Below are 14737 nucleotides of genomic sequence, written 5' to 3' on the forward strand. Positions count from 1 at the left end.
TCTCGGCGGCTACCGAGGTGGCGTCTGTGGCTTAGGGCCAGGTCAGGGAGTCACCGCGCCCCCACGGGTGCGCGCTCCAGGCGCGCAGCAGGCCGGGGTCGCCGCAGTCCCGTACCGCCGAGCGGAGCCCGACCTCGAGCTCCCGGCCGAGCGCGCGGACCCGCTCCACTTCGGACTCGAGCAGGAACTGATGTCGGCAGGCACGCAGGGCGTCCGCGATCCGGCCGACCCCCAGCAGTGCGCGGACCTGCTCGATGTCGAGGTCGACGACGGCGTCGAGCCGGTAGGGCAGCGAGACCAGAATCTCGTCGCCGAGCACCGACCGCAGCCGCCGGATCCCGCCGCGGACAGTGGACGGATTCGCGTTGTCCCCGTCGAGGAGAACCGCCAGGCGCTCGGCGGTGACGCCCTCCGGGTGCTGGGACAGGATGGTCAGGATCTCAGCCGGGCGCCGGGTAAGTAGAGAGGCCCGACCGTCGACAAGCACCGATGGCGTGGCACCGGAGACCAGGCGCAGCGAGACCGCATGTCGCGGCGTCCCGCGCCGGCCCAACCGCTCACTGTGCAGCAGAAATGCCCCCGCCAAGGGCTCGACGACCAGGTTCGGGTGTCCCGGCACGCCGTTGGGAGCGGCAAGATCGATGCGCTCAGGCCATCGGCCGTGTGGTTCGGCCGCGATCACTCGTCCGGTCGGGGACACGAGCGCGCCCGGGCCGCGCAGGTTCATCAGGTGCGCGCGGTATCGGTGGACCAGCCGCGCATCCGCGGCGCGCAGTCGATCGCGGAGCCGGTGCTCCGCGAGCCACGCCGCTGCTGTCACGAGTCGACGCTGCGCGGGCGCAAGCGTCCCGGCCGGCTCGTTGACGTCGATGACGCCAAGCACCCCGCCGGTCTCCGGGTCCATGACCGGCGCGGCGACGCGCGACCGGTCGTTGAGGCGATGCACGACGTCCTCGGCTGAGCGGCCCTTTACCGGCTGGGACAGCGCCGACGAGGCTTTCGTGGCGGTGGCGCGCGAGGTGCCCAACGTCATCGACGCGCCATTGCGCCACAGCACCGTTCCGGTCCCGTCGGTGATGTCGACGACGAGCCGGGGGTCCTGCGCCGGTCCGGTGAGGAGCTCCTCAACGACCGGGACTACCTCGGCCAGCGGGTGAGTCGGGGGCCGCCCACCAGATGTCGCGCGCCCGCACCCGACTTCCGCCGCCGGTTCGATCTTCCCGGATTCCGATGCCGGCAGCGGGCCGAGACGTCCGTTGACACCATGATCGCGCACAGCCGCTGCGTACAGAACCGCGCTAGGCCGACGGAGTCCCCGCTGCGGGCCTGTCATGGATCCTCCTCGATCGCGGTCTGGCGGTGCTGCCCCTCACCGAGGCGGCTCCGCGGTCGGCCGCCGACAGTTGAGGCCAGCTGTCAGTTCTGTCGGGTCGGCCGGGCTCGACCAGCACTTCCACTACTGGCATGAGCAGAGACCTGCACGAGGAGTCACTCCCCATTGGCGCCGATCGGGACCGATACTGGTGTGCCGTTCGTCTCACCGGCCTGCACTTCCCTGCCGGGAATCGGCCAGGTGCTGCCAGCGGCGAGCACGGCTTCGCCATGGCAGCCGATGTCGGGAAGCTGGCAGGTCCATGCTTGCCGCCCGCCCTCACAACACGCTCAGATGGACGACACACGACGACCCACGACGATGTTGAGGAGTGGTGATCGGTGAACCAGGTGCGGAGCGAGGTCCACGACCTGCGGGGAGTCCCGACTGGCGAGCGGTCCGAGCGCTGGCAGACGATGCTGTCTACCACGCACCTCGAGGACCTCTGCGTGGCAATCGCGCCGGACGAGAAGTCGCGGCCGTTCCAGGCCCGCATCGAGCGGCGCTGGATCGACGATCTCGCCCTCGTCGACACCGAGTGCGACCCCTGCAGCGGCAAGCGCAGACGCGACCCGCTCGCCGACTCCGGGCCGGATCACGTCGCAGTCGTCATCACGAGACGCGGGCGTGAGTCGTTTGCCCAGGGCGATCACACGCAGGACATGGCGCCGGGCGATGCCGTGGTCTGGGAGCTGGGCCGGCCGGTCCGGTTCGTAGTCTGGGAGCCAATGGCCAAGCGGACCCTGCTGATCCCGCGCCGGACGCTGGATGAAGTGAGCGGGAAGCGTTGGGCGGCCGGAGGTATCGTGCTCGATGGTGCCGCCCCAGCAACGTCACTGCTCACCGGCTATCTCGATGTCCTTTCCCACACACTCGACCAGCTGACCCCTGCCGGGGTCTCGGCCGCGCGCAACGCCACCCTTGAGCTGCTTATCGGCGCGCTGCGTCCCGGCGAGCGGGCTAGTAACTCGGGGGCGGTCTCCCCCGCGCTACGGGCCACTATGAACGCCTGGATCGAGCGACATCTGGTAAGCGGAGACATCACCCCGGCCAGAATCGCCGCCGCGCACGGAGTCTCAGTGCGATCGGTATATCGACTGTTCGAAGAGTCCGATCAGACCGTCAGCGCCTATATACGGCTGCGTCGGCTGGCGCGCGCCCGCGCGGACCTGGCCTCCGGCACCGATCCGGTGTCCGCTATCGCCGAGCGGTGGGGCTTTTCTGACCCAAGCCACTTCGCCCGGGCTTTCCGACTCGAGTATGGCCGCTCGCCGCGTGACTTTCGGGCCTCAGGCAGCGCCCAGGCCAGCGCCTGACACACCGCGCGCCGACCTGCCCGGCAATTCCGCGTGGACACAATCCTCGACCATCCACATTGGACGATCTACCACGACAGAAAGGTGCCAGTGATGACTCGTGCCTACGCGAGCGGAGTTGTCGCCGCCCCCGCCGAGCAGGTGTGGCGGGCCGTGCGGCTCTTCGATGGAATCCCGGACATCCTCCCGTCGGTCCCCAAGAGCGAGATCATCGAGGGCGGCGAAGGCCAGGTCGGGTCCGTGCGTCGGCTGACCACCGAAGACGGCGATGTCGTGAGCGAGAAGCTGCTGGCTCTCGACGATCGGGGCCGGAGCTACACCTACGGTTTCGTCTCGGACAACCCGTTCGGCTGCCGCAACTACATCTCGACGATCCGCGTCGCACCGGTGACCACATCGGGCCACTGCTTCGTTGAGTGGTACTCCGACTTCGACACTCGGGAAGGTGACGAGGGGCGTCTGACCGCTCTATTCGGCGACGGCGTCTATGCCTCCGGCATCGCCCAACTGCAGGAGCGCTTTGGCTGAGCCGGGGCCAGTGTGAGCCGGACGACGCCGCCCCGGGCCCAGGCTGCATCGCGTTCGTACGCCTATTGCACTTCACCGTCGCCCATGTCACGGTTGCAGCAACGCTCAGCCGCCAATAGGTATTCGAACCTCACACGAATGGACGTCCCTGGCCCGGGCGCATCCACGGTCTTCGCGCGCCGAGGCAGCCCCGTTCCGAGTAACCAGGGGCACCTCTGGCGCGATGCCGGGCCAACCGCTTGCTCAGGGCTGGTTCGTGTTCCGCCGTGAGGGGGCTCGGCCCGCTCGCCGTCGGGTGCGGCTGGTGCTGAGGGGCTAACTGGGTGCTTCCCGCTCAGACGCCGGTCCCACTTTCCCCCTGGATCCGGTCCGACGATCTTGTCCGTCTACGTGCCGCCGCCGACGGGCTTCCTGGCCGCGGCCAGGTAGTGGGGTCAAGTTGTCGGGCCGATCATTGCGGTAGTCGCCGCGTACCTGACCTGGCGCTCGTCAACCGCCGCCCGCGAGGCCGCTCGGACAGCCCGATCGTCTCTGCGCGCAATGCAGTCAGTCGTGGACTCGCCTCTGTTCTACTTCGACCCAGTTAAGACGGCACGGTGCAAGAGCCAGCGCTCGAGATGATTCCTAATCATCACCGCAGCACTTAACAATTGATCACTGAGCAGCAGTCGTGCTGTAGCCACGACATTGTCGGCACCAAACGCGAGCTAGTCACCGCGCCCTTCATCATCACCGGCCTCGTCTCCGCCACCGGGGACCCGCTGTCGGCCGCCTACTACACGATCTTCTGCTCGATGATTACCTGTCCACCCTGCTGTTCCTGCGACGGACTCGGACCTGGCGGGCGCACACCGATCCCCTCGCGGACTGACGGTTGGTCGGGCCGTGCCCATCGCGGTACGAGGGACCTCCAGCGTCAACGCACCTGGGTTCGAGGTCCTCGACGAGGGCCCGACGGCGGTATGGAAGAACGTCGTCTCTCAGGCGCCCATCGAACCCTTGGAAAGGCTCGAGATGGAATATCTGATCATCGTCGACGGTCGCGACGACGACATCCGGCCCGTTCCCGCGCGAAGCGCCGAGGAGGCGCTCGATCTCGTCCGGGCGGACCTGGACTCATCGTCGGGCCGACACTTCCGCTTCCTCCCGGTCGAGCGACCGAACCGCCGGCTCGTCGCGAGGTCGTATAGAGGCGACTCGGACCATCGGGGGCCTCGCAGGGTGCAGCTGAGGGTCTTGGGCCTGCCATCGACGGCGGGCCGGTCAGGGCTCACTCAGGACAACTCCGGCAACGCCGCCGACCGCCGAAGGGGCGGTGTCGGTGGTCGCCGTGAATGACAGAGGAGGAACGAACATGGGTCGAGTCGAGGGCAACGTCGCCCCCATCACGCGGGCCGCACGCGGACAGGGACGCGCCGCGGCGCTGCGGCTGGCCGAGGAGGGCGCCGACATCATCGCTGTCGACGTCTGCGATCAGATCGCGAGCGTGCCCTACGCAATGGCGACGGCGGGTGATATCGAGGAGACCGCCAAGCAGGTCGAGGCGCTCGATCGGCACATCGTCATTCGGCAGGCCGACGTCCGTGACGGCGCAGCGCTGAAGTCGGCAGTGGCCGACGGTGAATCGGAGCTCGGGCCCGTTGACATCCTGGTGGCGAACGCCGGGATCTTCAGTACCGAGCCGAGCGACACGATGAGCCGGCAGGCCTGGCAGGGCATGACCGACACGAACCTTACCGATGTGTGGAACGCGCTCCGGGCGGTGCTGCCCGGGATGAAGCAGCGCGCCCGCGGCTCGTTGATCCTCACGAGCTCCACGGCCGGGATCAAAGGCTTCCCGATGTTGGCGCACTACACGGCGGCCAAGCACGGCGTCGTGGGGCTGATGAAGGCCGTCGCCGGTAAGTTCGGCGCCTTCAACATCCGTGCCACACACCGTCCACCCGAGGTCCGTGGACACGCCGATGATCCAGAACGAGACCATGTAAAACCTGTTCCACCCCGATCTCGAGAACCCAGGGCAGGACGACTTCGGCGAGGTCCGCAAGTCGCTGCACATCCTGCCCGAGACGTGGGTGGACGCGAGGGACATCGCCAATGCGGTCCAGTTCCTGGCGTCCGACGAAGCGCGCTACATCACGGGCCAGCAGCTCAAGGTGGGTCTTGGCTGGTGCGGGAAGTAGCCGGCGGACGATCTCGTCACTCGAGGAGACCGTAATGACGGCGGAGCACGTGACGGACCCCGCGATGACGGCGCGGGAGGCGGTGGCCCAGATCGTCGTCGGTCGCGAGCGCGAGCTGACGCTGGTGCTCGCGGCGATCACAGCGGGTCGCGACATCCTCCTCGAGGGCCCGCCGGGTACCTCCAAGTCCACGATGCTCAGGGCGATCACGTCCCACTGGGGTGTGCCGTTCGTGCTCGTCGAGGGCAATGCCGAGCTCACGCCGGCGAGGCTCGTGGGGCACCACAACCCGGCTCGGGTCCTGCAGGAGGACTATTCGGCCGAGAACTTCGTGCCGGGGCCCCTGGTCGCGGCGATGCAGGAGGGCGGCTTCCTCTACATCGAGGAGCTCAACCGTGCTCCCGAGGACACGCTCAACGTGCTGTTGGGTGCGATGGCTGAACGTGCGGTGACCGTTCCGAGAGTCGGTACGACGACCGCGGTGCCGACATTCCGTGTCGTCGCGTCCATGAATCCCTTCGACAACGTCGGGACCGCCCGCATCTCGGACTCGGTCTACGACCGGTGGTGCCGGCTGGCCGTCGGCTATCAGGACGCCCGGGAGGAGGGCGACGTCGTCGCGCTCCGGACGGGCTGCGCCCTCGGGTCGCTGATCGAGGACGGCGTCGCCCTCACCCGGGCGACCAGGGCACATCCGAACCTGCGTCGTGGCTCGTCGGTCCGTGGCGCGATCGACCTCGTCGCGATCGCGATGGAGCTCCAGAGGATCGAGCCCGACGTGGAGTACTCACGTGTCGTCCTCGACGCCGCGCTGGTTGCGCTCTCCGCGCGTATCGGCCTCGACGACGCCGCCGACACCACCCCGGAGCGCGTCATCACCGAGCTCTGGGAGAACCATTTTTTCTCGGCCCCCGGCGGGCAGCGCCGGGACCGCAGCGACTGAACGTCGACAACGCCGTCGCGCTGCCCACCGCCGATCTCGGTGAGCGACGGACCCTCGCACCTCTTGGCCGGAAGCCCAAGCGCGTCGACGTCCCACCCGCACTCTACGACGAGGGGAACGGCCCTCCCGTCGTCGCCGAGTTCGACCCCGACAGAGGTGACAGCGGTGACGCTCTGCACGCTGGCGGACAGGGCGTTCTGGTCACCCGTCAGCGTGCGACACGGCGGGCGCTCGACGAGCTGCTCGAGGAGGCGCCGCCGGACCCTGGTGTGGCGACCATGGCCCGGGCCATCGCACGCCGATTATCGGCGAGACGTCCGCTCCGCGACGCCCGCCCTCGACGTGGCGTAGGAGCCCTCCTGCCCGTCCGCTACAGCTACCACGGCGACGACATCGATCTGGACCGGACGCTGGAGGTCCTCGCCGAGCGGCCTCGGCCGGAAGCCACCGACATCGTCGTGCGGGAACGCATGTCGGCGAGGCGCGCGGTGGCGCTGGTCGTCGACGTGTCGGGCTCGATGCGGGGCGAGAAGGTGCGGATCGCTGCGGCTACCGTCGCCGTCCTGGCGGCGGAGCTGTCGGGCCCCGCCGATCAGCTCGCGGTTGTGGCCTTCTGGTCGGACGCCGCCGTCCTCACGTCGCTCACCGAGGTCACCACGCCCGCGACCCTGCTCGACACCCTGCTGCGCATCCCGGCACGGGGACTGACCAACGTCGGGTTCGGCCTGTCGACGGCCCACGCCATTCTCGCGGGGTCCGCGGCGCCGCGACGGATCGCGATCATGCTCACGGACTCGGTCCACAACGCCGGACCCGACCCGCGCCTGCTCGCCCGTCGCTTCGGTGAGCTCCACGTTCTGCTCGAGACCGACGGCGAGCACGACCTCCCCCTCGGCCGGGACATCGCGAGGCTCGGACACGGGGCACTCCACCCGGTGCGGACCCATCGCGACGTCGCCCCCGCGCTGACCCGCGTCCTCTCCCGATGAGGACCCGTCTTCCGGAGCCCCCGGTCAGGGTGCGGACGGGCCGGACAGCTTCCGCTCACCCGGCGCCCCGGCCTCCCAGGAGAGTTCGCGCAACGACGTGCGCCTCAGCTTGCCCGCGTCGCTGAGGCGGGGACGTGATCGATGCGTCGAAGCGGACCTCGCTCTCGCCGTGGCCCAGTCCGACGTCAAGGGCCACCGCGCGTACGGGCCGGGAGCGCAGTCCGACCCGGACCTCTACCTGCGGATCGTCGACTCCGACAGCGAATCGATCAGGGTTCGCGCGCGCCCTTGGTCAGCGATTCGGCGACATGCTCGCCCTGCTCACCCCAGTCGCTCCTTGCTCGCGCGCGCCATGCCCGTCGGTCTGCGGCGACTCGCCCACGACCTCGGCTGGACATCCGACGCTCGCTCCAACGCCCGGCCATACAACGCCGAGGAACACCTCGACGCCCACCTCAGACACGCCCTCGGCCGCAACAGCCGCTGGGGCGGCGCCTCCGAGCGCGCCGCGCCGCCAGGCTCGACGCGGCACCGCTCGCCCAGCTCGGCGACCGACCTCTCACCGTGATAACCGGCGGCCCCGGACACCACCCAGACCGGCAGCGCTGGTACCCCGAGTGGCAGAAGCTGCAGTCCGAGATCGTCGCGACCCCCACCCGCAGCCGGCAGATCGTCGCACCCGAAACCGGGCACCACGTCCACCGCGACGACCCCGACCTCGTCATCAACGCCATCCTCACCGCTTATCGTGACGCCGCCTCCCGACCCTGAGGTCGTCCTCGCCGTCGTCACCGGCCCAAGGGGTGCTGCTCATCGAACGGCACGACCGCACGCCACCCCTCGCCTTTCCCGGCGGCAAGATCGAAGCCGGCGAAACACTCGTGCAGGCTGCCGTCCGCGGGGTCCTCGAAGAGACCGCCATCGACGTGACCTGCCACGAACTGCCCGCCACACGCACGCACCTTGACAGCGGACGGCACATCGCCTGCACCGCTTGCACATCTCGTGACACCGTCGAGCCGCGGCCAGCAGCACGCGAAGCCCTCACGGCGAGCTGGTGGTCGATCGACCGAGCCCTCACTGAACTGGCATCGGCGCTTCACCACGCCGTCGCGAAACACCTATGCCGCCAGCTATTACGCTGCACGGAAGCGCGGCCGCATCCCGATGCTCCAAAGGTCCGCAGACGCCTGCCGTGTCGGCAGCAAGGTCTTCGGCGTTTGTGCAGCATTGGTCAATTACGATTAGCCGTCGAGACCTCGCCCCTGCGGTGGAGAACCAGGCCCTGGCCAAGTAGTTCGGCATCCGGGGACAGCCCAGCCGCGACGACGACGGCGAGCCCCTACCAAAGTTGCCCCGGTCACAAGAGCTCGACCATCTAGCCCAGCTGCTCCACAACAGCGGCTCCACCTACGACGTCTGGACATCAGCCGGAGCCGACACCCCGATCCTGGATGTCCGCGCTGACCTCAACGCGCAGACCGCGGCTGATGCGGCGGTCGGGACCGCGGACCTCACGAACACCTCGTCGCCCAGGCGGAAGTCGGCGACCCCGAACCCGATCTCCTCCACTACCCCGGACACGTTCCACCCGAGCACGAAGGGCGGAGGAGCGATGAAGAGTCGATGCGACCTATGTTGAGGTCCGTCGGGTTGAGGCCGGCGGCGCGAACCCGTACCAGGACCCGATTGGGCGCGACGCGCGGGCGAGGAATCTCGATCGGACGGAGGACCTCGGGACCGCCGAGGGCCTACGAGCTGACGGCCAGCATCGTCTGCATGGCCTCCTGCGTCTTCTCCAGCTCGGTCACGACGCTCCCTCGTCGTGACCAGCCCGCTTGCGCAGGGCGTGATTCAGGGTCCTGCCCGTGGGGGTGCGCGGAACCTCCCGAGGACGAGGCGGTGCGGCACCTCGTAGTCCGCGATGAGTCCCGACGCTTGCGACTGCGAGAGCTGCAGCCGTCGTCGGCGACGCTCGCCGCGTCCCTGGCGTGCCACCAAGCAGCGCGCAGGGCCTCTGCGGTCGCCTCCGGGTTGTTCCGGTAGCCCTTCATCACGGACTCGCCGCAGAGACCATCTCACCGCTGCCGCCGGAGTTGGGCGTCCTGTCCCGGATCGTGCACGACCCGTGCCTCGGTGTTGAGGACGGGCCGGCCGTTCGCACTCGGGCGCGCTGCCGCGCGGGAGAGGAGCTCGGTGGCGACGGCACGGCTCATCCCCGCGGGGTCGTCGACGCGCGTGGCCGATGACGACGGACGAACTCGGCGAACGATGTGGCGTCCCTGCCCACGACCCGTGACACCTCTGAGGTGACACGGGCCTCGGCGCCACTCGCGGTCAGGACGTCCGCGCCGACGAGCGCGGCGACGAATGGCTGCGGGACCCCGGCATCGACGAGCTGTACGGTGCGCTCGACCGAGCTGACAGGCCGGTAGCGGACCGGGAGCCCCCACTCGGCGGCGATGGTGTCCGCCATGTCGATGTAGGACAGCGCCTCAGGCCCCGTTAGGACATGCTCTCGGCTGTCGTGATCGGAGCGCGTCAGCAGTTCGGCCGCGACCGCAGCCACGTCCGCTGCGTCGATCCATCCCATTCGCCCGTCACCGGCGGCAGCGACGATCTCGTGACGCTCACGCACGCCGATGGCTGTTGGGTGGACGCCCAGGAAGTTCTGCATGAACCCTGAGGCCAGCAGAACCGACCACTCGGGCATCTGCTGGACGGTGAGCCGTACGGCGTGGAGGCCGGCGGCCGCCAGCGGGAAGGCCGTCGAGTTCAGCAGCACTACTCGCCTGACCCCGGCGTCCCTGGCCCTGCTGAGGAAACCTTCGACCACCTTCACCGGGTCGGTGTCGAGTGGAGGCGGCAGCAGGTAGAGGCTGCTCACGCCGCGCAGCGCCGCATCGTGTGTGGCTTCGTCGGCCCAGTCGAACCGCACGTGTCGCACTCCGGATGGAGGCGGCTCCGTCGGATGGTTCCGACTCGCGACGACCACGTCCACCCCGCGCCGGCGCAGGAGGTCGGTGACGACGCGCCCGGTCTGCCCCGTGCCACCCGTGACGAGAACGGTCCCGATCGCGCTCATTCCGCGCCTCCTCCGTCGGCGCTGCCGGTGGCGGCCGTGGTATGTGTGGGGTTCCAGTAGTCGCGGAAGCGGACGATCCGGCCGTCTCGCTCCTCGAGGATCCAGACGTACTGCACGTCGTAGGGCGCGCCCGTCTCGACGGCTGTGCCGTGCAGCGCGACCTCGGCCACGATTGAGTGCGGGTCGGCCAGGTGGTGAACGACGAGGCTCGGGAACGACTCGATCGTGACCGCGGCACCGATCGCCGTCACGTAGTCGCGCACGGCGCTCGGAGTGTCCAGCCGAGCGGGCCTGCCGGGTGGCGCGTAGGGGAATTCGATTACGGCGTCGTCGGCGAAGAGGTCGATGTAGCCGTCGAGGTCCATGGCGGCCAGGAGCTCGATCGACCGCAGCAGGACCGCATGAGCGGGGCTGCCGGCCGCTGTCGCCGCTGGTGTCAATGCTCCTCCTCGGTGGGGCGCCGCTAGGTTCGAGCTCGGCGCTTCTCGTCGCCGTGCTGGCCGCCCGCATGACGGCCTGACTGCGTGTGCAGGAGGCTGCCTGCACCACGTTCGCCGCCGACTCGACAGGTTCGGCGCCCCGGGACGGGGCCGAGCGGCCTCGGGGGCGACCTTCACCTGGGAAGCACAGCTCGGCGGCCGGCACCTGGGGAAGAGGAAGTGGACGCGCTCGTGGAGTCCTCGTCCTGCTGTCCGCAGAGGCCGTGCGTCGACACACCCGGCGTGAGTCAGGCGGGCGCCACCGCGTCCCGGAGCAGGCCGGTCGCCGGGTGGCAGTTGACGTACTCGTAGTACTGCGAGTCTGCGTCCATCACCGCCACCTCGTGGTAGAGCCGTAGAGACGGGACCTGGTCGGCGCGGCTGAGTAGGGCAACGAAGACGTTGAGGTGGCTCGGGTGCGACTCGGCCCAGCGTTCGAGGAGGTCGAGCGAGCGCCAGTAGGAGATGGCAGAGGTGGTGTCGAGCGGGGTGCCGTCGGCGTCGACGTTGCGCACGTAGCGGTTGCTATAGCAGCCGAGGCGCTGGCCGCGGTCGCGCAGGAAGTCCATGGCCTCGCTCAGCGTCGGCTCGATCGCGGCGAGGTAGAGCTCGCGCTCCTCCGCGGGAGCGCCCGCCCAATCCTGGCCCGAACGGATCAGCGCGAGGTTCTCGTGCCCGCGCACGACCACGCGGCAGCCACCGACCGGGTCGCCGTCGACGCGTAGCTCGCCCGCCGGGCTCATCCGGTCGGTCTGCGAGCGCGGGATCCGGTCGCGCATGGAGCCCCAGTAAGCGTGTTCGATGACCTGCCCGCTGATGTCGTCGAGGACACCGCCGATACCCGGCAGTCCCTCGGTGGCGGCGTAGAGCGTCTCGAAGCGGTCGACACCCGGCGCGAGGATCTCCCGGAAGACGCCGACGCCGGCCGCCAGCCGCTCCGGCGCGTCCCACCAGCCGGCCACCTCCGTGCCTGCCAGCCAGCGGTCGTAGGTGGTGGCATCCCGCCAGTAGCCAGCGGCGACGAGGGTGTCGTAGCCCTGAGCGTCGATGTGGTGAGTGAGGTCCCAGCCGCCCGGACCGTCGTCGAGAGCAAACCTGTCAGTGATGGCGCGCAGGGTCTCCCAAGCCTCGGCGCGATGCTTGTCGCCGCGGTACTGCACGCCGAAGTAGCCCATCGCGACCGCGGTGACGTCCTCGCCGACGCGCGCCACCGAGATCGGGTAGGGCGGCTGATAGTCCTCCGGTACGCGGCGCGTCAGGGTGCGAGGGCACCGAAGGTGGGTGTCGATCGCGGATTCCACGCGTGCCTCCCGGAAGGGGTACCGCCGGGCCGGGCTCCGGCGGTGCGAGCGAAAGGGCCGGCCGCCGTCCGGCCGTCATGCCCACCGGGGACGGTAACGCCGTTGAGACTCCCCGCCGGGCCACCCGGCCCGTGGTATCGAAGAGCTGGGGGACAACCCTCACGAGCCATCCTCCGGGGGCCTCCCAAGCGCAGAGGATCCGTCCGCGTCGGCCTCCCAGTCGGCGGTGGGCGGCGAGGTTCGTGGGCACGTGCTTGCTGTCGCGCGGACAGCCCGACCTGCCACGTCGACGTGGTGCGCCGCCGTCGAGCAGTGCCGCCGTGAAAGCAACTGGCCCCACCGGCGACGAGCGCCGTTCCCGTCGATCCACACCGCGTCTCGGCCCGTTGCCGGTGATCGGCTCGTATAGCCGAGCCGGACGAATTGAGGGTCGTATCCGGGATCGGGTAGGGGCCGGGCAGAACGCCGAGGACCACCCGACGAACGGCGGGACCGCCGGGTATCGGTGAGTGATCCTCCCTGAAGGACACGGCCCCGTGGCGAGAGCACCGGGAGAACTCTCGGACGACCGTACGGTCGACGTATGCGAGGTCTGCTCACTGGAGACACCCGCGGCCTGGGCCGCGCCACCGCGCGCGTGCTCGTCCGTCACGGAGCGCAGGTCGTCGTCAGCGGACGCGACCCCGACGGCGTCACACGCGTCTGCGACGAGATCGGGGGGCACGCCCGTGGTCCTCGATCCCCCTCGGCCGGCGCACGTCCGAGAGGTGACTGCGGGCCTGCCACCGTTCGACGCGGTCGTCGCCAACGCCGGCGTCCAGTTCAGTGGGCCGACCCCGACCTTCACCGCCGACGGCATCGAGGAAACTCTCGCGACGAACGTCCTCGGCCATGTCGCCCTGTTGACCGGTCCGCAGCCCCCGACCACCGCCGTGCTCGTGGGCTCCAGGGCACACGTCCCGGGCTCGACACCGGGCATGCCCAGCCCGGTGGAGGAACTCGATTTCGCCGGATTCGCTCGCGGAGGTGGCGAGCGGGAACGGCCCGCAGCGCTAGGGCACCTCGAAGCTGCACACCACGGCACTCGCCGGCGCCTACGCCCAGGCATACCCCGCCATGCACAGGACCTGCTACAGCCCCGGGAGCATGCCCGATACACGCCTCGCGCATGCCGCCCCGCGTGGGAGCAGGGGCTCATCCGGCTCCTCGGGACTCCGCTGATGGCGCTAATGCCGTTCGCCGTCTCGGCCAACCGGTCCGGCGCCGCGCTCGCTAGCGTCATCCTCAACCCGTCGGGCCCCCTCCGACGGCTTCCTCGACCACCGCAGGGTTGCCGGCGACCGATCCGCCCGCGCCGCCGACTCGGCGTACCAGGACGCTGTGCTCTCCGCGACACGTCGCCTGGTCTCGCTGTGAACACGGGTCGTGTCCTCGACGAGGGACGCCGCGTGATGCCGACTCAGTTCGAGAACCGCCGAACGGTTCGTCGGCGCTGATGTGGCCGGGTGATTCTTCCCGCTGATCTCCACACGAACATCTCTCCGTCCGGGTTCGGCGATCTCGACGCCCCGCTCGCCCGTGCAGTTCGTGCGGGGCGGGAGTTGTCCTGTTCGACTCGGCGGAAAGCGCACGCTACGGACGTGGCGAACCGCGCCCTAATCGATGTGAAACGCCCGGTCCTGAGCTCAGGGCGATCCCGTGCATCTTCCGCGCAGATCAGCGGCCGGCGACCCATCCTCGGGTGGGACGAACTGCTGGAGACTTTCGACGCTGGTCGGTGCGACTGTCAGCTGGCCATTCGCCCTCCGTCGACGTTGACGATCTCGCCGACGACGTAGGACGCGAGGTCCGAGACCAGGAACAGAGCCACCTTCGCGACCTCCTCGGGCTGACCGAGCCGACCGAGCGGCGCAGGAGCCGTGCCGCCGAACACGCTCTTCGAACGGCGACTCATCGGGGTATCGATGACGCCGGGCGCCACGCCGTTCACCCGGATCCCAAAGGGAGCCAGCTCCTTCGCCGCACTTCGAGTCAGCGCATGAACGCCTCCTTTCGATGCGCTGTAGTGCACCAGCCCACCGAGGCCGTGCACCGCCGCTTCAGACCCGATGAACACGATCGCGCCGGTCTGCTGGTCGAGCATCCGGGCGGCTGCGCTGCGCAGGACGTGGAAGCTCCCGTCGAGATTCACCGCGAGCATGCGGCGCCAGGCAGCGTCGGAGATCCGTGGCAGGGTGAGGACCGGCGTCCCCGCACCGCTCTGTTCCGCGGCCAACGTCTTGGTCTCCGCGTCGTCGACCCCCGCGGCATGAATGACGGCTTTCGGCGGTCCCAGCGCCGCGGTCACCTCGGTGAACGCCAGCTCGACGGCCTCGGCGTCCGCGACGTCCGCGGCGATGGACAGCACGCCCGGACCACCGGCTCGACCGTTCCGACTCAACGCCGCCACCTGCGCCCCGTGGTCGACCATCAGCTGCATCGTCGCTTCACCGATCCCGGACGCCGCACCGGTCACGACCGCGACCGAACCGGCCATGAGCG

The 14737-nt window shown here is 69.5% G+C and carries 15 protein-coding genes; 9 read left to right on the forward strand and 6 right to left on the reverse strand.

Features of this window, described 5'->3' with window-relative positions; translation table 11 throughout:
- Positions 1 to 31: 31 nt before the first annotated feature.
- Positions 32 to 1276, reverse strand: a complete 1245-nt coding sequence (locus WCD74_RS22135) for a helix-turn-helix domain-containing protein (protein WP_337697053.1) — start codon at positions 1274 to 1276, stop codon at positions 32 to 34.
- A 437-nt stretch (positions 1277 to 1713) separates the two neighbouring features.
- On the opposite strand from WCD74_RS22135, the gene WCD74_RS22140 reads away from it, so the two are divergent.
- From WCD74_RS22140 to WCD74_RS22180, 8 genes are all read left to right on the forward strand, one after another.
- Positions 1714 to 2688, forward strand: a complete 975-nt coding sequence (locus tag WCD74_RS22140) for a helix-turn-helix domain-containing protein (protein WP_337697054.1) — start codon at positions 1714 to 1716, stop codon at positions 2686 to 2688.
- Between the two features lie 93 nt (positions 2689 to 2781).
- Complete coding sequence (locus WCD74_RS22145; protein WP_337697055.1) at positions 2782 to 3216, forward strand: SRPBCC family protein; 435 nt, start codon at positions 2782 to 2784, stop codon at positions 3214 to 3216.
- Positions 3217 to 4101: 885 nt separating this feature from the next.
- Positions 4102 to 4554 carry a hypothetical protein gene (locus WCD74_RS22150; RefSeq protein WP_337697056.1) on the forward strand — a complete coding sequence of 151 codons (453 nt, stop codon included), beginning with the start codon at positions 4102 to 4104 and terminating at the stop codon, positions 4552 to 4554.
- A gap of 16 nt (positions 4555 to 4570) precedes the next feature.
- Complete coding sequence (locus WCD74_RS30035) at positions 4571 to 5434, forward strand: SDR family NAD(P)-dependent oxidoreductase (protein WP_444876349.1); 864 nt, start codon at positions 4571 to 4573, stop codon at positions 5432 to 5434.
- Entirely contained in the window at positions 5434 to 6342 is a 909-nt protein-coding gene (locus WCD74_RS22165; protein WP_337697057.1) for an AAA family ATPase, read from the forward strand. Before WCD74_RS30035 ends, WCD74_RS22165 begins: the two co-directional genes overlap by 1 nt.
- 278 nt (positions 6343 to 6620) lie before the next feature.
- Positions 6621 to 7331, forward strand: a complete 711-nt coding sequence (locus WCD74_RS22170) for a VWA domain-containing protein (RefSeq protein WP_337697058.1) — start codon at positions 6621 to 6623, stop codon at positions 7329 to 7331.
- Positions 7332 to 7895: 564 nt separating this feature from the next.
- Positions 7896 to 8102 (forward strand): hypothetical protein, encoded by a 207-nt coding sequence (locus tag WCD74_RS22175; protein ID WP_337697059.1) that lies wholly within the window; start codon positions 7896 to 7898, stop codon positions 8100 to 8102.
- A 32-nt stretch (positions 8103 to 8134) separates the two neighbouring features.
- Positions 8135 to 8713, forward strand: a complete 579-nt coding sequence (locus WCD74_RS22180) for an NUDIX hydrolase (RefSeq protein WP_337697060.1) — start codon at positions 8135 to 8137, stop codon at positions 8711 to 8713.
- 28 nt (positions 8714 to 8741) lie between these two features.
- On the opposite strand, the gene WCD74_RS22185 is transcribed toward WCD74_RS22180, so the two are convergent.
- From WCD74_RS22185 to WCD74_RS22200, 4 genes are all read right to left on the reverse strand, one after another.
- Complete coding sequence (locus WCD74_RS22185) at positions 8742 to 8930, reverse strand: hypothetical protein (protein WP_337697061.1); 189 nt, start codon at positions 8928 to 8930, stop codon at positions 8742 to 8744.
- Between the two features lie 613 nt (positions 8931 to 9543).
- Positions 9544 to 10416 (reverse strand): NmrA family NAD(P)-binding protein, encoded by an 873-nt coding sequence (locus WCD74_RS22190; RefSeq protein ID WP_337697062.1) that lies wholly within the window; start codon positions 10414 to 10416, stop codon positions 9544 to 9546.
- A complete protein-coding gene (locus tag WCD74_RS22195) occupies positions 10413 to 11033 on the reverse strand; it encodes a nuclear transport factor 2 family protein (RefSeq protein ID WP_337697064.1) in 621 nt (206 codons plus the stop codon). Before WCD74_RS22195 ends, WCD74_RS22190 begins: the two co-directional genes overlap by 4 nt.
- 110 nt (positions 11034 to 11143) lie before the next feature.
- Positions 11144 to 12106 carry a phenylacetaldoxime dehydratase family protein gene (locus WCD74_RS22200; protein ID WP_337697065.1) on the reverse strand — a complete coding sequence of 321 codons (963 nt, stop codon included), beginning with the start codon at positions 12104 to 12106 and terminating at the stop codon, positions 11144 to 11146.
- A 673-nt stretch (positions 12107 to 12779) separates the two neighbouring features.
- Between WCD74_RS22200 and WCD74_RS22205 the strand changes: the two genes are divergently transcribed.
- On the forward strand, positions 12780 to 13472 hold the full coding sequence (locus WCD74_RS22205; RefSeq protein WP_337697066.1) for an SDR family NAD(P)-dependent oxidoreductase: 693 nt from the start codon (positions 12780 to 12782) through the stop codon (positions 13470 to 13472).
- A gap of 510 nt (positions 13473 to 13982) precedes the next feature.
- On the opposite strand, the gene WCD74_RS22210 is transcribed toward WCD74_RS22205, so the two are convergent.
- Positions 13983 to 14732, reverse strand: a complete 750-nt coding sequence (locus WCD74_RS22210) for an SDR family NAD(P)-dependent oxidoreductase (protein ID WP_337697067.1) — start codon at positions 14730 to 14732, stop codon at positions 13983 to 13985.
- Positions 14733 to 14737 lie beyond the last annotated feature (5 nt).

The sequence above is a fragment of the Actinomycetospora aurantiaca genome (genome assembly GCF_037401875.1).
Lineage (GTDB): Bacteria > Actinomycetota > Actinomycetes > Mycobacteriales > Pseudonocardiaceae > Actinomycetospora > Actinomycetospora aurantiaca.